At 69.0% G+C, this 18,121-nt stretch carries 14 protein-coding genes; 8 read left to right on the top strand and 6 right to left on the bottom strand.

Translation table 11 applies throughout. From position 1 onward, the window contains the following. The 3 genes from RBR52_RS13975 to RBR52_RS13965 are packed head-to-tail and all read right to left on the bottom strand — an operon-like array spanning position 1 to position 5,734. Complete coding sequence (locus RBR52_RS13975) at positions 1 to 3,162, bottom strand: efflux RND transporter permease subunit (RefSeq protein ID WP_320377897.1); 3,162 nt, start codon at positions 3,160 to 3,162, stop codon at positions 1 to 3. Continuing rightward, positions 3,162 to 4,247 carry an efflux RND transporter periplasmic adaptor subunit gene (locus RBR52_RS13970; RefSeq protein ID WP_320377896.1) on the bottom strand — a complete coding sequence of 362 codons (1,086 nt, stop codon included), beginning with the start codon at positions 4,245 to 4,247 and terminating at the stop codon, positions 3,162 to 3,164. The genes RBR52_RS13975 and RBR52_RS13970 overlap by 1 nt, the downstream gene beginning before the upstream one ends. 17 nt (positions 4,248 to 4,264) lie before the next feature. After that, positions 4,265 to 5,734 carry a TolC family protein gene (locus RBR52_RS13965; RefSeq protein WP_320377895.1) on the bottom strand — a complete coding sequence of 490 codons (1,470 nt, stop codon included), beginning with the start codon at positions 5,732 to 5,734 and terminating at the stop codon, positions 4,265 to 4,267. Positions 5,735 to 5,843: 109 nt separating this feature from the next. Between RBR52_RS13965 and RBR52_RS13960 the strand changes: the two genes are divergently transcribed. Next, positions 5,844 to 6,521, top strand: coding sequence for a heavy metal response regulator transcription factor (locus RBR52_RS13960; RefSeq protein WP_320377894.1), 678 nt, complete (start codon positions 5,844 to 5,846; stop codon positions 6,519 to 6,521). Further along, positions 6,511 to 8,049, top strand: a complete 1,539-nt coding sequence (locus RBR52_RS13955; protein ID WP_320377893.1) for a heavy metal sensor histidine kinase — start codon at positions 6,511 to 6,513, stop codon at positions 8,047 to 8,049. The genes RBR52_RS13960 and RBR52_RS13955 overlap by 11 nt, the downstream gene beginning before the upstream one ends. Before the next feature lie 24 nt (positions 8,050 to 8,073). Here RBR52_RS13955 and RBR52_RS13950 read toward each other — a convergent pair whose 3' ends face one another. After that, a complete protein-coding gene (locus RBR52_RS13950; RefSeq protein ID WP_320377892.1) occupies positions 8,074 to 8,604 on the bottom strand; it encodes a hypothetical protein in 531 nt (176 codons plus the stop codon). Between the two features lie 125 nt (positions 8,605 to 8,729). Between RBR52_RS13950 and thiE the strand changes: the two genes are divergently transcribed. Continuing rightward, entirely contained in the window at positions 8,730 to 10,244 is a 1,515-nt protein-coding gene (gene thiE, locus RBR52_RS13945) for a thiamine phosphate synthase (RefSeq protein WP_320377891.1), read from the top strand. A 133-nt stretch (positions 10,245 to 10,377) separates the two neighbouring features. On the opposite strand, the gene RBR52_RS13940 is transcribed toward thiE, so the two are convergent. Further along, positions 10,378 to 12,021, bottom strand: a complete 1,644-nt coding sequence (locus RBR52_RS13940) for a 3-(methylthio)propionyl-CoA ligase (RefSeq protein ID WP_320377890.1) — start codon at positions 12,019 to 12,021, stop codon at positions 10,378 to 10,380. 342 nt (positions 12,022 to 12,363) lie between these two features. Here RBR52_RS13940 and RBR52_RS13935 point away from each other — a divergent pair, with 342 nt between their 5' ends. The 5 genes from RBR52_RS13935 (at position 12,364) to RBR52_RS13915 (ending at position 17,773) form a co-directional block, all read left to right on the top strand. Next, on the top strand, positions 12,364 to 13,131 hold the full coding sequence (locus tag RBR52_RS13935) for an RraA family protein (RefSeq protein WP_320377889.1): 768 nt from the start codon (positions 12,364 to 12,366) through the stop codon (positions 13,129 to 13,131). A 4-nt stretch (positions 13,132 to 13,135) separates the two neighbouring features. Continuing rightward, on the top strand, positions 13,136 to 14,257 hold the full coding sequence (locus RBR52_RS13930; RefSeq protein ID WP_320377888.1) for a hypothetical protein: 1,122 nt from the start codon (positions 13,136 to 13,138) through the stop codon (positions 14,255 to 14,257). After that, a complete protein-coding gene (locus RBR52_RS13925) occupies positions 14,254 to 15,468 on the top strand; it encodes a hypothetical protein (protein WP_320377887.1) in 1,215 nt (404 codons plus the stop codon). The genes RBR52_RS13930 and RBR52_RS13925 overlap by 4 nt, the downstream gene beginning before the upstream one ends. Before the next feature lie 10 nt (positions 15,469 to 15,478). Beyond that, on the top strand, positions 15,479 to 16,531 hold the full coding sequence (locus tag RBR52_RS13920; RefSeq protein WP_320377886.1) for an Ldh family oxidoreductase: 1,053 nt from the start codon (positions 15,479 to 15,481) through the stop codon (positions 16,529 to 16,531). 132 nt (positions 16,532 to 16,663) lie between these two features. Beyond that, positions 16,664 to 17,773, top strand: a complete 1,110-nt coding sequence (locus RBR52_RS13915; protein ID WP_320377885.1) for a transporter — start codon at positions 16,664 to 16,666, stop codon at positions 17,771 to 17,773. Positions 17,774 to 17,783: 10 nt separating this feature from the next. Here the strand turns inward: RBR52_RS13915 and RBR52_RS13910 are convergent, their stop codons facing one another. Beyond that, the gene (locus RBR52_RS13910) at positions 17,784 to 18,008 is read right to left on the bottom strand and encodes a hypothetical protein (protein ID WP_320377884.1); all 225 of its coding nucleotides are present in this window, start codon (positions 18,006 to 18,008) and stop codon (positions 17,784 to 17,786) included. Positions 18,009 to 18,121: the final 113 nt, after the last annotated feature.

Genomic DNA, 18,121 nt, shown 5'->3' with positions numbered 1-18,121 from the left:
TCATTGGGGAACGCGGTTCCGGGGTGCCACACCGAAGCGCAGCGCCAGTGATGGCAGCGCAAACAGGTTGAAGAGCAGGCTGGTGAGCAGTCCGCCCAGCAGGGCCACGGCCATCGGCCCCTCGATTTCTCGCCCCGGCGCGTGCAGGCCCAGCGCCAGCGGCAGCACGCCCAGGGCAGTGACGAGGCTGGTCATCACGATGGCCGTCAGGCGCTCGGTCACGGTGCGCTGCAGGGTGGCCGCACTCCATTGCAGATGGTGCTCGCGCTGCAGGTGCGCGGCGTGAGCGAAGATCAGCAGGGCATTGCGCAGGCTGATGCCCATCAGCGCCAGCATGGCGATTACCGCGCCCAGCGACAGCACACCGCCTGCCAGCCAGGCGGCGAACACCCCGCCCGACCAGGCGGCAGGCGCCGACAGCAGGACCAGCAGCACTTGCCGCGTGGTGGTGGATGCGGCCTGAGCGGAGGTTTGCGCCGCACCATCGCCAGCGTGCGGCTTGCGCGCCAGCGCCACACTCAGCAGCAGCACCAGTCCGGCGAGCACGCCGAGCACGTCCACCCCCAGACGCTTGAGCGTGGCGCTGCGCTGCGCCGCCTCGCCTTCGAACTGCAGGGTGATGCCGGGGGGCAACCGTACCTGACGGGCAATCGCAGCGCGTGCACGTTGCACGAAGCCGGTGAGATCGGTCGAAGGGGTGGACGCCAGCACGCTTTGCACCCGCTGCCCGTCCAGATGGCGAATGTCCGACGGGCCGCTGGCCGCGCCAATGCGAGCCAGCTGCGACAGCGGCACCAGGCCCAGCGCAGGTGTGCGGATGAGCAATTGGCCCAGCGCCTGCGGATTGTCACGGCCGCTGCGCGCCAGCACCACGCGCACCGGCACCGGCACCGCGCCGTGGAACACCATGCCTGCGATGCTGCCGGCAAACGCGGTGTGGATCGCCTGCAGCACCGGCAGCGGTTGCAGGCCCCAGCGGCGCAGCGCATCGGGTCTGAGATCGATGTCGAGCTGCGGCACGCCGGGGGGAGCCTGCAACTGCACGCCGGTGGCGCTGCGCAGGCGGCTCAGCACCGCCGCGACCTGGGTGGCCACTGCGTCGAGGGTGCGCAGATGATTGCCCAGCACATGCACCACCAGCGGCGCGCCCGCGCCACCTTCGACCGTGTTGTCCATGCGCTCGGTGAGAAAGCTGTTGACGCGAAAGCTGGCCCCAGCAAAACCGCCCAATACCTGCTCGATCGCCGCCAGCGCCTGGGCGGAGTCGGCGCCGGGTTTGAGATTCACATCGAGCGAGCTGCTCTGCGTGCCCGAGGCGTCGGGCGACAGCGCGGCACGTCCGGTGTGTTGCGCCACCAGCCGCACTTGCGGCAATCGTTCGAGCGCCTGGGTCACGCGCGCGCCTTCTGCCAGCGAAGCCCGGATCGATGCCCCCGGCGCCAGCCGCATGTGCACGATGTATTGCCCTTCCTGCAGCGGCGGCAGAAAGCTGCCTCCCATGCCCCGCGCCAGTAGCGCGGCGGCGGCAATGAGCACGAGTGTGATGAGCACTGCGGGCAGCCAGTGCGGCAGCAGGCGGCGGAGCAGGGCGCTGTAACGACTCTGTGCGATGCGCACCGGGGCAGGCGTGTGAAGCCGGTGCTCGCGCCCGGCCAGCAACAGCGCCGCCAGCGCCGGCGTGACCAGGAGCGCGACCGCGAGCGAGGCCAGCACCGCCAGCGCATAAGCCTGCGCCAGCGGCGCGAACAAGCGGCCCGAAAGCCCCGGCAGCAACAGCACCGGAACGATGACCAGCAGCACCGCCGCGGTGGCATGGACCACCGCGCCGCGCACCTCCAGGCAGGCGGCGAGAACCACGCGCAGCGGCGGCTGCGGCTGCGCGGCCGCGGCATTGGCGCGCAGCCGGCGCAGGATGTTCTCGACGTCGATCACCGCGTCGTCCACCACCACGCCGATGGCGATCGCCAGTCCGCCCAGCGTCATCACATTGAGCGTCACGCCCAGCCCCATCAACACCGTGACGGCGGCCAGAAGCGACAGCGGAATGGCGAGCGAGGAGATCAGCGCCGCGCGCCAGTCCAGCAGGGTCAGGGCGATGACCAGCACCACCAGCGCTGCGCCCAGCAGCAGCGAGTCGCGCACATCGCGCATGGCGAGGGTGATGAAGTCCGCCGGACGGAACAGATCGGCATGCAGCGTGATGCCCTGCGCCGCAAGGGCGGCCCGGTGCCGCTGCAGCACCGCCTGCACGCCGCGCGTCACCTCCAGGGTGTTGGCGCCGTAGGACTCCTGGATTTTGAGAATGACCGCAGGCTGGCCGTCGATGGCCGCCCCGCCGATGGCAGGCAGCGAGGCATAGCCCACCCGCGCCACGTCTCCCAGCGTGACCACGCCCTGCGGTGTGGCGCGCAGTACGGTGGCGGCCAGCGCCTGCGGTGTGTCAGCGCTGCCGCGGCTGACCAGCAGCACGCGCTGCTGCGGCGTGGGCATGAAACCGCCGCCGAGCAGGCCGGTGGCGCGCTGCGTGGCGGCGAGCACCTGTTGCAGATCGAGATGGAAACGCGGCAGGGCCTGCGGATCGACCCGTACCTGCAAGGCGCGGGTCTGCTGGCTGAACACCAGCACATTGGCCACGCCCGGCACTGCCATGAGCTGCGGGCGGAGATCCCACTGCGCGATGGACTGCAGGTGCATCAGCCCGTGGCGCACAGAGGTGAGCCCGGCCATCAGCACCGTGCCGGTGCTGGAGGTCAGCGGAATCAGCCGTGGCGGCCCCACGCCTGCGGGCAGGTGCACGCCGGCCAGGTGCTGCGCCACACGCCAGCGGTCGTCCTGCAGCCGGGTGTCGTCGCCGAAATACAGCTTCAAAATGGAGATGCCCGGCAGGCTTTTCGAGGCGACCTGTTTCACCCCCAGCAAGCCGCTGGCGGCGGACTCCAGCGGACGGGTGACGAGCAATTCCACCTGCTCGGGCGACAGACCAGGCGCTTCGGTCTGCACCTTCACCATCCTGGCGGCGAACTCGGGGAAGACATCGGTGCGGGCGTCGCGCACGCCCCAGGCCGCCAGCGCCGCCAGCAGCACGGCCAATGCCAGCACCACCCCACGGCGGCGGATGCCCAGCGCGATCAGCGCCGCCTGCAAACCACGCGCGCGCGCCATCAGTCGTCATCTCCGCCGCTTGCCGGCAGGGCCTGCGGTCTGGGAGTGCCCCCAGGCCGCCGCGTTGCAGCGGCCGCCCCCCGAGGGGGATGAGAAAACTTGGGGCGGCCCGGCGTTTTCTCATGAGGTGGCGTCAGCACCAGCCCCGCGCCGCGCGTCACCACGTCCAGCGCGCCCCAGCCCGGTTGCACATAGCCGCCTTGCAGCGGCCAGGCGGTGGAAACGGCGCGCGCACTGAACCGCCACGCAGGGTCGGCAGTCTTCGAGGCGACGAACACCACGGCCTGCCCCCCTGTCCACACCACCGCACTCGCAGGCAGCCGCACGCCCGGTTGCGCCAGCGGCGACCGCACCTCGGCCGGCAGTTCCAGCCCCGGCATCAGCCCGCTCGCCGCGGGCGCAATGAGCGCCTCGCGCAGCCCCTGCAACTGGCTGGATGCGGCGGCCGCCGGGCCGACGACGCGGGCCTGCACGGGATTTTGCCCGGAGGGAAGATGCAGCCACACCTGCGCAGCCGCGGGCAGCGATTGCCCAGGCAGCAGGTTGAGGTCCACGACCAGCGCGTGCCCGCTCAGGATGGACTGGCGCAGCCGCGCGTCGCCGAGCAGCCGCATCGCCAAAGCCGGGCCGAGATCCGCCGTGAGCCGTGCCCGTGCCAGGCCGAGCGCGGCCTGCGCGCTGGCCACTTCGGCCTGCGCCTGCGCTGCGGCGGCCTGAGCCTGCTGCACTTGCGCCAGCGCGATGTTCTGCCCGGCCTCGAACAGCCCTTGGTCGCGCCGCGCCTGCAACGTGGCGAGCCGGAGCCGGCTTTGCGCCACCGCAAGCTGCGCCTGCGCCGCCTGCTGCGCGCTCAGCCCGCGCAGCCACACGGCCGGGCTCTGCACCGTGGCGCTGGCGGCGAACTGCGGGTGATAGGGCGCGGGTGCGAGATGCTCGATCTGCAGACCGGCAGAGGCCTTCTGTGCGTCGCTCCACACCACAGGGCGCGGCAGGGCGGCGCGCGCAGCAACTGCGGCGAAGGCGGCGAGAAGCAGACAGGCCGCGAGCCGGGCGCTGCTGGAAATCCGTTTGAAAGGCGTTTGCATGCGGGTTTGGGGCCGGTTCAATGTTTCCAGACGACGCGGGAGAGATGAGTTGCGGCTGGCGGCGACGCGGGATGTGGCGATGGGTGAGGGGATCGGCGTTCATCGAGCGACGAAATTGGCTGCTGCAATGCCGCCAGCAACGCGCTGAATGCGCGCCACTGGGCGGCCCGCGCCTGCTGGCCCGCCTGTTGCGTGGACAGCAGCCGCAGCCGCATGCGCAGGGTCTGTACCGGGCCGATCAGGCCCTTGGCTTGCGCGGCGACGTCGGCGTCGAGCAAGGCCTGATTCACGGCGATCGACTGCTCGCTCTGTCGGGCCTGTTCCTGCGCGGCGCCCAGGTCGGTATCGGCCTGTTCGATGCGCGCGAGCACTTGCGCCTGGATTTGCTGCAAGACGGCTTCGCGCTGCGCCAGGCGGGTGCGCGCCGCGGCGATCTGGCCCTGATGCTGGTTGAGCAGCGGCAGTGGCAAGTGCGCCGCCAGGGTCAGGCGGTTCACGCCCTGATCGCGCTGGGCTCCCGGGGCGATCGACGGCGCGCCGCCCCAGCGCAGGGACTGCGCCGATTGCAATGCGGCCTGCGCCGCCTGCACACCCTGCCAGGCAGCGCGCACGCTGTCACGTCGTTCCAGCGCCTCGTGACGCAGCCGGGCCAGGCAGGCCGCGCCGGGGTCCGGCGGAGCACGATCCAAGGCGGAAAAATCCATCGTCACGCCCTGCAGGGCGCTGTCGGGCAGGCCGATGGCCGCAGCCAACGCCACCCGCGCGGCCTGCTGCGCAGCGAGATCGCGGCTTTTTTCCAGCGCGGCTTGCTGGGCGGACTGCTGGGCCAGCGCGGCGGCCAGCGGCGAGTCCATCCCGGCCTGCGCCCGCGCGGCGGTACGGCCCTGCAGCGCGAGGGCTGTATCGAGCACCCGTTGTTGCAGGCGGACTCGGCGGCGCGCGCTCCACAGCGCAATCCCCGCCTGTTGCACCTGCGCGAGCACGCGCCAGCGCACGTCGCGCAGCAACAGCCGCGCGGCGCGCACGCCGGCTTCGGCCTGCGCCGTCTGTGCCGCCCGCCGGGTTTGCGACTGCAGCAGCAGACCGATGGCAGCGCCCACGGTCCACGGGCTGCGCGCCATCAGCGCTGCGGCGCTGCCGTATTTCAGACCGAGCTGCAGGCTGGGGTTGGGGTATTGCCGGGCGATCTGCAGATCGGCTTTGGCCAGTTGCACGCTGGCGCGGCTCACCCGCAGGTCGGAGTGGAAGTACAGCGCGGCCAGGCCCAGGCGCTGCAGCGTCCAGGGTTGACCGGCCGTTTGCGGCATGCCGGTCTGCAAGGCCATGAAGCGCAGCAATCCGGGATCGCTCAGGCTGCGGCGCTCCAGCGCCCGAGCGCTACGCTGCGGCGTGACGCGAGACTGGGGCGGCGGCACACTGGCGCATCCGCCCAGCAGCGCGGCGAGCAGGAGTTTGGAAGCGGCGCGGCGGCAGGCAAAGGCAGGCATGACGCCATGCTGCCTTGCAGACGCTGGCCTGCAGATGAAGCCTGCATGACGATTCCGTCATGTTGCAGACGGATACGCGACCAGGTGACAGATGATTGACAATCGCCCGATGCGCATTCTCATCGTCGAAGACGAAGCCAAGACCGTTGCCTACCTCAAGCGCGGGCTGGGGGAGAACGGCTTCGTGGCCGATGTCGCCGGCGACGGCACGGACGGCCTGCATCTTGCATTGACCCAGCCGTATGACCTTGTCATCCTCGACGCCATGTTGCCCGGGCGCGACGGCTGGAGCGTGCTGCGCGAACTGCGCGCGCGACAGACCACGCCGGTGCTGATGCTCACCGCACGCGATGGCGTTGCCGACCGGGTGCGCGGGCTGGAACTCGGCGCGGACGATTACCTGGTCAAGCCCTTTGCGTTTTCGGAATTGCTGGCGCGGGTGCGCAGCGTGCTGCGGCGCGGCCCCGTCCGTCTGCCTGAGGTGTTGGATGTGGCCGATCTGCGCATCGACCTGCACCGCCAGCGTGCCGAGCGCGGCGGACAGCGGCTGGCGCTCACGCCGAAGGAATTTGCGCTGCTGACGCTGCTGGCGCGGCGCGCGGGCGAGGTGCTGTCGCGCACCCTGATCGCCGAGCAGGTGTGGGACATGAATTTCGACAGCGACACCAATGTGGTGGATGTGCACATCCGCCGCCTGCGCAGCAAACTCGACGAGCCGTTCCCGGCGCCCCTGCTGCACACCGTGCGCGGCGTGGGCTATGTGCTCGAGGCGCGCGATGACGAGTAACACAGGGCCTCTGGCTTCCTCTGCATCGGCGTCCTTTGCCGGGCGGGCTGGCAGGGAGGGCGGGAGCGGGCACTGGCTGCGTTTCGCCCTGCATCGCCTGCGCCAGTATGGTCTGCCGCCACGTTCATTGGCGGTGCGCATGGCCGTCGCCTTCGCACTCACCCTGGCCCTCATCCTGCTGGCCGCGAGCAGTTGGGTGTACTGGGGCCTGAGCGCGCGCATGATGCAGGAAGACCGCGAATCGGTGCTGCGCAAGCTCGACACCGTGGCCGCGCTGCTGCAAATCCACCCCGTGCAGAGCGACGAGGTGCGGCAGGAGGCCTACCTCAAGCTGCCGCCGGATGCGCCGCGCGACCTGTTTGTGCGTCTGCGCAGCGCGAGCGGCGCGGTCTTGCTGCAGACGCCAGGTTTCAATCCGGACTTGACCGCCGCGGACTTTGAACCGCCCGATGCGCGGGGATCGCCGCAATTGCACAAGGTGCATCTGCGCCACGATCTGCATTACCTCACGGCCATGTTGCCGCTGACCGCACGTGCCACCGCGGCAGCGGCACCCGAGGCCATGCGCCTGGACGTGGCGCTGAACCGCACGGCGGAGTCGCGCATCCTGGCCGACTACCGCGTGCGCCTTGCGGTGGTGCTGCTCGCGGCCATCATTACCGCTGCGGCGGCGGGCTATGCCATAGCCTGGCGCGGCCTGCGGCCTTTGCGTCACATGGCCGATGCAGCGCGCGATATCGGCGCTCAAGACCTGCATCGTCGGCTCGACACCCGCCTGCTTCCCGATGAGTTGCAGACCTTGGGTCTGGCCTTCAATGCCACCTTGCAGCGGCTGGAAGAATCGTTTGGCCGCATCTCCCAGTTTTCTGCCGACATCGCGCATGAATTGCGCACCCCGCTGACCAACCTCTGGGGCGGTCTGGAGGTGGCGCTGGGCAGGCCGCGTGAACCGGCGCAGTACCGCGAGGCGCTGGAGTCGGCGGTGGAGGAATGCGCGCGGCTGTCGCAGATGATCCAGACCCTGCTGTTCCTGGCGCAGACCGAACATCCCCATGCCGAGCTGCGGCTGGATCGACTGGATGTGGCGCATGAACTGCGCGTGCTGGCCGAGTTCTACGAAGTCACCGCGGAGCAAGCCGGTGTTCGACTCGATGTCCACGCCGCATCACCCCTGTTCCTGCAGGCCGACCGCATGCTGCTGCAGCGTGCCGTGGCCAATCTCATCGGCAATGCGCTGGCGCACACCCCGCGCGGCGGCACGGTGACCCTGTCTGCTCGTCTGCAGGACAGCGGCGTGCGCATCGAGGTGGTCGATACCGGCTGCGGCATCGCCGCCGAGCACCTGCCCTATCTGTTCGACCGCTTCTACCGCGCCGATGCGGCGCGCAGCCGGGGCGGGCTTGGTCTGGGCCTTGCGCTGGTGCGCAACATCGTGCGCCTGCATGGCGGCGAAGTCAGCGTGGAAAGCCGTCTGGGCCAAGGGACCCGGATGATGCTGGACTGGCCCCTGCACTGCAGCGCAGGGTGATCGCCCTGCTGCGGGCCAGACGATTCAATGGTTGCCGTGGCCGTTGCCTTGGCCATGATCCGGGCGTTGCCCCGGCGGCCCGCCGGGATGGCCATGGTCCGGGCGGTATCCAGCGCGCGCATCTTCGGCGCGAAAGCGCTTCCAGTGCGGGTCGCGCTCATGGCGATAGGCGCGGTCTTGCGCCCGCTGCCAGTCGCGGTCGTGGAACTTGCGCAGGCCCGGCGGAATGTGGGCGGCGGGGTGCCAGGGACCGCCGTAGTGCGGACCGGTGTACCAGCGTCCGCCGCTGTTGTAGTAGTACACCCCGCCCAGATAGAACAAAGGCTGCGAGACGCCGAGCGCGACATAGCCGCCGAATTCGGGCAGCCAGATCATGGTGGGCGGCGCTGCAATGACGACGGGCGGGGGCGCATACACCGGTTGCGGCGCCACATAGACAGGAGGCGGCGTGCCGATGTCGAGCTGAATGCTGACCGGAGGGCCTTCGGCGCGCGCGGGCAAACCCCATGCGCCCAGACTCAGGAGCAGGGCGGTGAGTGCAAGATTGGGTTTCATGCAAAGGCAAGGGAAAGTTGACAAGACGGCCACGCCATCGAACTGAAACGTGCAGGCCAAGCTTACAGGACTTGAGCCCGAAGCATCTTGCTTACACTGCGGCAGCCAACAAAATGCACTCGAACATGACCACCACCGCCTACCTTCTTACTCTCGACGGCCACGACCCAACCGGGGGATCGGGACAGACGGCCGATCTCGCCACCTGGGCCGCGCTGGGCTGGCGCGGCGCGAGCATCATCACGGCGCTGACGGCGCAGAATTCCTACGGTGTACAGAGCGTGCAGGCCACAGACGTGACCGTGCTGCGCAACAGTCTGCGTGCCTTGCTGGCCGATGGCGAGCCCGCAGCGGTGAAGATCGGGATGATCGGCCATGCTGCCGCGGCCGAGGAGGTGGCGCAGTTCATCGAGGCGCGGCAGTGTCCGGTGGTGTGGGATCCCCGGCTGACCTCGGCGGATGGTTGCGAGCTCTGGATTCGGGCGCATGGAGGCGGTCTGGCCATGCGCCTGGCGCGCCGCGCCGATCTCATCACGGCCAACCGCGCGGAAGCCTGCGCGCTGCTCGATCTGCCCGTCTGGGAGGTGGGGCCGCCCACAGCCGCCTGGATCAACGCCATTCGCAGCCGCTGGCTGGAGACAGGCGGGCCGCACCGCGCCGTGGTCGTCAAGGCAGGCCATACCTGGGGAGTGCACAGCACCGACTGGGTGGTCACACACAGCACGGTGCTGCCGCTGGTCGGCCGCCGCCTGCCGCGCAGCGCGCATGGCTCGGGCAATGTGCATGCCAGTGTGTGCGCCGCGCGCCTGGCCGAGGGCTGGAGCGCGCTCGACGCCGCCGCCGAGGCGCAGTTGCGCGCGCATGCCGGCATCGATCAGGCCATCGCGATTGGGCCGGGCCGGCCGATGACCCGGACCGATGCGCGGGCCGACAGCGGCGATCTGCCCTGGCTGCCGCTACCGGGCCAGTCTGAAGAGCCGCCGCCCGATTTCGCGCGGCTCTCCGGGCAGATCGGGTTTTATCCCGTCGTGCCCGACGCCGACTGGGTGCTGCGGCTGCTGGAGTGGGGCGTGTGCACCCTCCAGTTGCGCATCAAGGAGATCGAGGGCGCGGCGTTGCGCATGCAGATTCGCCAGGCCGTGCAGGCGGCGCGCGAGGTGCCGGGCACGCAGTTGTTCATCAACGATCACTGGCGCGAAGCCATCGAGGCGGGCGCCTATGGCGTGCATCTCGGGCAGGACGATGTGCATACGGCCGATCTGCCCGCCCTTCACACCGCAGGGCTGCGTCTGGGGCTGAGCACGCACACGCCCGGCGAGATCGCCCGCGCGCACGCGCTGCGGCCTTCCTACATCGCGCTGGGCGCGGTCTTTCCCACCACGCTCAAGGCCATGCCCACCCGCCCGCTGGGTCTGGAACGGCTGGCGCAGTGGCGGCAATGGCTGTCGCCACGCTATCCGGTGGTGGCGATCGGCGGCATCACCTTGGCGCAGATGCCGGCGGTGCGCGCCACCGGGGTGTCGGGCGCGGCGGTGGTCAGCGCCGTGACGCAGGCCGCCAATCCGCGGCTGGCGGTGCGCGAAGCCCTGCACATCTGGCCGGCCTGCGCCGATGAAGCGATGGCGCAGGCGATGGTGTGAGGCGAAAATTGCTGCGCCCGGCACCCGGAGGCTAGGAGAGTGTCGGGCTTGGGGATCGCGGGCCGAACGAACCCCAGGCGCGCCATTGCGGGGACGCGCCGCGCATATCGCCAGAAAGATGAAACCTTGCGCCTCAAGGCTGCGCCGCTGCAGCCCGGGGAGAGCCGACGATTTCGGCGCGCAGGCGGTTTTTCAGTATCTTGCCGGTAGCCCCGAGCGGGATGGCCGCAACGAACACCACGTCGTCCGGAATCATCCATTTCGCCACCTTGCCTTCGTAGAACTTCAACAACTCGTCGCGTTCGAGCGCGGTGCCTTCACGCTTGACCACCACCAGCAGCGGCCGCTCGTCCCACTTCGGGTCGGGGCGGGCGATGCACGCGGCCATCGCCACGGCCGGATGCGCCATCGCGATGTTTTCCAGTTCGATCGAACTGATCCATTCGCCGCCGGACTTGATCACATCCTTGGTGCGGTCGGTGATCTGGATATAGCCGTCGGCGTCGATGGTGGCCACGTCGCCGGTGGGAAACCAGCCGTCCTGCAGCGGGCTGGGTGCGTCGCTGCGGTAGTAGTCGCTGGCGATCCACGGCCCGCGCACCAGCAGATTGCCCGCCGACTTGCCGTCCCACGGCAGGTCGCTGCCGTTGCCGTCGACCACGCGCAAGTCCACGCCGAAGATCGGCCGGCCCTGTTTGCCCAGAATGGCGAGCTGCGAGGCCTTGTCCAGGGTCAGATGTTTGTTCTTCAGGCTGCACAGCGTACCCAGCGGGCTGGTCTCGGTCATGCCCCAGGCGTGCAGCACGCGGACGTCGAACTCCTCCTCGAAGGCGCGGATCATGGCCGGGGCAGCGGCCGCGCCGCCGATCACGGTGCGCTTGAAACTGGGCAGACTGAGCCCGCTTGCGCGCATGTAATTGAGCAGCCCCAGCCAGACCGTGGGCACGCCGGCGGCCAGGGTCACACCCTCGTCGCGCATCAGTTCGAACAGCGACTGGCCGTCGAGGGCCGGGCCGGGGAACACCAGCTTGGCACCCGTCAACGCCGCCGCGTAAGGAATGCCCCAGGCGTTGACATGGAACATCGGCACCACCGGGAGCACGCTGTCGCGCGCCGACAGGCTCATCACATCGGGCAGCGCCGCGGCGTAGGCGTGCAGCACGGTGGAGCGGTGGCTGTAGAGCACGCCCTTGGGGTGTCCGGTGGTGCCGCTGGTGTAGCACAGCGAGGAGGCGGTGTTCTCGTCGAACACCGGCCAGGCGTACCGGGCGGGCTGTGCTGCGAGCAATGCGTCGTAGCTCAGCAGACCTGGAATGACCTCGGCCAGATCGGCGGGCAGGGCGTCGGCCTCGCACAGCGCCACCCAGTGTCTGACCCCAGGGCAACGCGGCGCGATGGCCTTGACGATGGGAGCGAAGGTGAGGTCGAAACACAGCGCGCGGTCGTCGGCGTGGTTGACGATCCAGGCGATCTGATCTGGGTGCAGGCGCGGGTTGACGGTGTGCAGGATGCGCTCGCTGCCCGACACGGCGTAATACAGCTCGAAATGCCGGTAGCCGTTCCACGCCAGCGTACCCACGCGGTCTTGGCGCGCCACGCCCAGCGCGTCGAGCGCGTTGGCGCACTGCTTCGCCCGCGCCCGTGCCTGGGCGTAGGTGGTGCGGTGGATGTCGCCCTCCACCCGGCGCGACACGATCTCGGTATCGCCGTGATAGCGCGCGGCGAAATCGAGCAGTCCGGAAATCAACAGCGGATGGTTTTGCATCAGTCCGAGCATGGCAGTCTCCGTGCGCCGGTCAAACCCGGCAATGTGTCGTGAATGAGAAAACGGTCGAAGTTTAGGCCCGAGTCATGAGCCATGCGCGCGTCGTCCGGCTGTCCATCCCCGATACACGGGCGGTATGGATCTCTCTCCCAACACCATCGATCGGGGGGGACAAATCCTGGGAACAGACCCATAGACTTCGCCTCAACCGTTGTTCGAAACGGACACGGCGGCAAGCAATCACGTCCGGTACGTTCTGCGGATCCCGGCGCACTGCCGCGCGTCACCGTCTCGATCGACGGCTCTGGAGCGTGAATGCCAATCCGGCGAGCCGATTCGCCAAGGGAGCTTGAAATGAATGTCGCAGCAAAGCCGAAGTCGTCCGAACTCCATCCGGGACCGGGTTTCCGCATCCGCAACTCCATCACCCGGCCCGCCCGCGAACTGATCGCCCAGTTCAGCGAGTTCCAGACGCCGGACATTTCCGACCTCATGAACCGGCTCTACACCATGTCGCCGGCCATCCGCAGCGTGACGCCGGAGCACCTGCGCATCTTCGGGCCGGCGTGCACGGTCAAGGTCTTTCCCGGAGACAACCTGATGGTGCACAAGGCCCTGGACATCGCCGCACCCGGCGATGTCGTCGTGGTCGACGCCGGCGGCTCGTCGATGAACGCGGTGCTGGGCGATCTGATCTCGACCAAGGCGCGGCATCGGGGCATCATCGGCTTCGTCGTCGACGGCTATGTCCGCGACATCCCCGACATCATCAAGCTGGACTTTCCGGTGTATGCCCGAGGCGTGACGCCGATCGGCCCGCTGCACCGCGGCCCGGGCGAAGTGAACTACCCGATCCAGTGCGGTGGCATCGTGGTCAGTCCCGGCGACATCATCGCCGCCGACCAGAACGGTGTGGTCGTGATTCCACGGGAGATTGCCGCAACGCTGCTCGACCGCCTGCAGCGTCGGCGCGAGGCCGAAAGGGACTACCTCGCCGCGGTCGCGCGCGGCGAGTTCTCGAACGCCTGGGTGGATGCGCTGCTCGATGAGGGCGGCTGCGAGGTTGCCGAACTGCACGTCCAATCGCAGCGAGCCGAGCTGCGCCCGGTGGCGAACGGTTGACGCGATGGCCTATGTGCACTGGCTGCGCAGGCTGCTGCGAGCCCGCGAACTCGCCGCAGGAGCACTCGGCCGGTCGGCGTCGTTCTCCACCCCCACGTCCGGATGGCATGCGCGCATGTGGCGCGATGCGGCCAACGCTCTCGGCGCCGAGTTCCGCGATCTCGGCTACGGGGTCAGCGAGTTCGCCCGGGATGGCCGCACGACGCGCATGCTCGAACAGCTCGTGATGCTCAACGACCCGGTCACCTTGCGCGTTACGGGCAACAAGCCGCTGGTCTACCGCCTGCTCGAAGCCGAAAGCGTTCCCACGCCGCCTTATCTCGAATTCAATCTCGACGGCATCGAGTCGGCGCTGGATTTTCTCGAGGCCCAGGCCGGGCCCTGCGTGGTCAAGCCGGCGCAAGGAGGCGCCGGCGGCGCCGGGGTGACGACGGGCGTGCGCGACCGGCGTACCCTGATGCGTGCCGCGGCCCAGGCGGCGCTGAGCAGCCGGCAACTGATCATCGAACGGCAAATATCGGGAGACCACTACCGCCTGCTCTACCTCGATGGCGAACTGCTCGACGCCGTGCGCCGCCCGCTGCCCAGCGTGGTCGGAGACGGTCGCAGCAGCGTGGCCGGACTGATCGAGGCGGAGAACGGCCGACGTCGGAGGCTGCTGGGCCAACACATCCTGAAGCCGCTGGAGATCGACCTGGAGTGCGAGTCCGCGCTGCGGGCGAAGGGCTTGTCGCTGCGCGCCGTCCCGCGCGCCGGGGAACGCGTGATCGTGCGCAAGGTGTCCAATATGAGCGGCGAGGCCGATGGCGAATCGGTCCGCGACGCGATCGGCGATGCCTTGATCGATGAGGGCGCCCGCAGTGCGCGCGCAGTGGGAGCGCGGTTTGCAGGAATCGACGTGATCACCGCCGATCCAGCGGTCGGCCTCGCAGCCAGCGGCGGCGCGATCATCGACATCAACGCCACTCCAGGGCTTTTCTATCACTATCAGGTGCGCAACCGGGATCAGGCCGTGGACGTGGCCGTGCCCATCCTGCGCGCCCTGCTCGGCCTGCCGAATCCAAGTTCACGAGCGGCTGCGACACCGTTGCCGCAGACCAGCCTCGTCGGGGAGACGACATCATGACGGCACGCGCCGAAAAACCTCCGGTCATTCTGCTGGGAGGTGACATCAACGTCCTGTCGGTGGCGCGCCGGCTGGAGCCGATCGGCGTCGACGTGTACGCCCTGGGAACCTCGGCCAGCCTGGCGTTCTCTTCGCGCCACGTCCACGGCATCGACTTTCCGCCGAGTTCCGAGCCCGGCGACGCCTGGCTGCAGTGGCTGACGGGCCCGAAGGCTGCCGCACTGCAAGGCGCCATCCTGCTGCCTTGCAGCGACGACGGCATCACCCTGGTGGCGCGTCATGGCGAGGCGTTGCGGCAGCGTTACCGCCTGACCGAAGGCCGCCCCGACGTGCTGCTCGCGCTGCTCGACAAGGTCGAGAGCTACGACCTGGCGCAGCGTGCCGGCGTGCCCACGCCCAAGTATCGCGCGGTCCGCAGCATCGAGGAGGCCGTTGCGGCAGCCCAATGGATCGGCTACCCCTGTGGGCTCAAACCCCGCCTCGGGCATGTGTTCCGCCGCAGCTTCGACGCCAAGCTGTTCGTCGTGGACGACCGCACCGCGCTCGAAGACGTCTATCGCACGGTGCAGACGCAGGATTCCGAGATGCTGATGACCGAAATCGTCCCCGGACCCGAGGACGCCTACAGCAGTTGCTTCACCTATCTGGACGACAGGCTCGAACCCTTGTTCGTCCTGACCAAGCGCAAGATCCGCCAGTTCCCGCCGGGCTTCGGCCTGGGCACCTGCCACGCCACCGACTGGAACCCGGAAGTGGCGGAGCTGGGACTGCGCTTCCTGCGCGGCTGTGGACTGTCGGGCCTGGCCAACGTCGAGTTCAAGCGCGACTCGCGCGACGGCCAGTACAAGCTGATCGAGTGCAATGCGCGCTTCACGCTCAACCACGAACTGCTCGAGGTGGCCGGCGTTCCGGCGGCGCGGATCGTCTACAACCGCCTTGCCGGATTGCCGCCGCCGAAAGTCGCGCGGTATCGGCGCAACGTCCACGTCCTACTCCCGATGGCCGATTTGCGGGCGTTTCGTGAACTGCGCCGGCGCGGCGAGATCACTGTTTGGCAGTGGCTGCGCAGCCTGCTGCACGTTCCACATTTCCTCGTCTTCCGCTGGACCGATCCCGGCCCCTGGCTGCATGCCGTGCGGCGGTACTGGAGCCAGAAGCTGGCCCGGCGGCAGCAGCCGGCGCCGGCCGTCAAGAAGCTCACGTCCGAATAGGGGGTCGCCGATGCAACGCATCGCACCGCAGACCCATCGCCGCTTTGTCGTCGAAGCCGCGCTCGCGGCAGGCCTGAGCGCCGCCGACGCCGACATCGTGGCAGACGCGATGCTCTGGGCCGACCTGCATGGGCGCCCCGAACAGGGATTGATCCGCCTGCCCAACATGGTCACGCGGCTGCGCCGCGGCCTGATGCACTCCCCGGCCGGGATGCGATGGACCGAGGTGGCGCCTGCGGTCTGGCAACTCGACGCCGCCGACGGCGCTGGCTTCGTTGCGGGCACGCTGGCGATGCGGCGCGCCATCGACACCGCCAGATCGCAGGGCGTCGGGCTGGTCACCGTGCGCCGCAGCATCCATTACGGCGCAGCGGCCTATTACTGTGCGCTCGCGGCCGAGTCCGGCTGCATCGGGCTCACCTGCAGCAATGCCGTCCCCAAGGTCGCGGCGTTCAACGGCACCCGAGCGGTGCTCGGAACCAATCCGCTGGCTTTCGGCTGTCCGACGCGCGACGGCTATCCGGTGCTCGTCGACATGGCCATGAGTGCGATCGCCGGTTCCACCGTGCGCACGGTGGACGGCAACGCCGCCCTGCTGCCGCCGGATACCGCGCTCGACGCGCAGGGGCGCCCGACCCGCGATCCGGTCGCCGCAGCCGCGGGAGCGCTGCTCCCGGCCGCCGGAGCCAAGGGCTACGCCCTGGCATTGATGGTGGAGATCCTCAGCGGTGTGTTGTCCGGCGCGGCGGTGGGGCCGCAGGTCGGCTCGGTGCTTCACACCTGGGACCGGCCGATCGACGCCGGCCACTTCTTCCTGGCGATCGACATTGCCCGCTTCATGCCGCTGGACGACTTTGTCGCACGGCTCGGGGGGCTGTTGGACTGGATCAAGGCCTCACCGGCCGCGGATCCGGCGGCGCCGGTGCGCATTCCCGGCGAGGTGCGCGCCGAGTACGCGCGGCGCTATGCCGACGAAGGGGTGCCCTATACGCCGGCGATGATGCGTTCGGCGCAGGCCTTGATCGACGAGCTCCACATCCGACCCCCATGGGAAGCGGCGTAGGACCGCCGCGCCTGGAGAGCGAAAAAATGCGGCCCCGGCGAGATCGTGCTTGCCGATCTCGCCGGGCAATCCTTGGCGGAAGGTTCACCGGAGTTTGCGATCATTGCGCCTGTCGCTTGCGCCTTCCCGCCCATGACCGTTCCCGTCTCCGTCTTTGCGCCCGGACAATCCGGCCTGATCTGCGGCTATCTGTTCGATGCCCAGGGGCACGGTCGCCCGCTGGATCTGAATGAAGCCGCACGCTGGTTCGACGACGACGAAGCGGTGGGAGGCGACGCCCCCGTCGCCGGGCCGCCCCAAGACGGGGGCAGCCCCCTCGGGGGGCAGGGAGGGCGCAGCCCGAGCGTGGGGGCACCTTCCTCCTCTTCTTTCGTCTGGCTGCATTTCAATGCGGCCAATGTCACCGCGGAAAAATGGCTGCTGGCGCATCTGCCCCAGGCCGAGCATTGTTTCGAGACCCTGCGCGAGGGCGTGCGCTCCACCCGGCTGGAGGTGGTGGATCGGGCGCTGGTGGCCGTGGTCAACGACGTGGTGTACGACTTTGCACAGCGCGAATCGCTGCAGGTCGCCACGTTGTGGATGAGCGTGGAGCGGCGGCGCGTCATCAGCGTGCGCATGCAGCCGCTGCGGGCCATCGATCGCCTGCGCATCGCGGTGAAGGCCGGGGAGACTTTTTCTTCGCCGCTGTCGCTGGTCGATCATCTGTTGCGCGATCAGGCCGACGAGCTCATCGCCATTCTGCGCAGCACCGCGACCAAGGTCGATGTCATCGAAGATCACCTGCTGGCGGGGCGCCTGGGTCGGCGCCGCGTGCAGCTCGGCGCGCTGCGCCGCAATCTGCTGCGACTGCAGCGTCTGCTCGCGCCCGAGCCCGCGGCCATGTTCCGCCTGCTCAGCCGCCCGCCGCAAAGCCTCGGCCCGCAGGACTGGGAGGAGCTGCGCCACTCCACCGAAGAGTTCTCGGTGGTGCTGCGCGACCTTTCCGCCCAGCAGGAACGCATCAAGCTGCTGCAGGAGGAAATCGCCGCCAGCATCGAAGAACGCACCGGGCGCACCCTGTTCGTGCTCACCGCCGTGACCGTGGTGGCGCTGCCGATGAATGTCATCGCCGGACTGTTCGGCATGAATGTGGGCGGCATTCCCTTCGCGGATGACAAGGCCGGGTTCTGGACCATGGTGGCCGTGGTGTTGCTGGCCTCGGGCCTGCTCGGCTGGCTGCTGTTTCGGCGGCGCGACGATTGACCGGATCATCTCAGCGCGTGGTCTCGACCAGCCACATCGAGCCATTGGCCTTGACGCTTTTGTTCGACGACCACTGCGGATCGAGCACCGTATGGGCCGAAGGGACGCGAACCCACGCATAGGCGCCCGAGCATTGGTTGTAGCCGTTGTCGTTCTGCCCGCCCAGCGTCCAGTCAGCCGGGGCGTAGTAGGGGTTGTAGGGGTCGCGCGCGGAACTGCTGTAGGGCCTGTTCACCCCATTTCTGCACCCGCGCCGGGGGTCTGGGCGGAGGCAATGCGAGGCGCAGGCCGCGCCGTGGTGGTCTCCACCACAAGCGGACTGCAACGTGGCAGTGCGCCGCCCAGACC

It is taken from the genome of Thiomonas sp., assembly GCF_034007205.1.
Lineage (GTDB): Bacteria > Pseudomonadota > Gammaproteobacteria > Burkholderiales > Burkholderiaceae_C > Thiomonas.
Note: the sequence above shows the minus strand (reverse complement) of the source record. Positions and strands in the feature narration are given on the sequence as shown.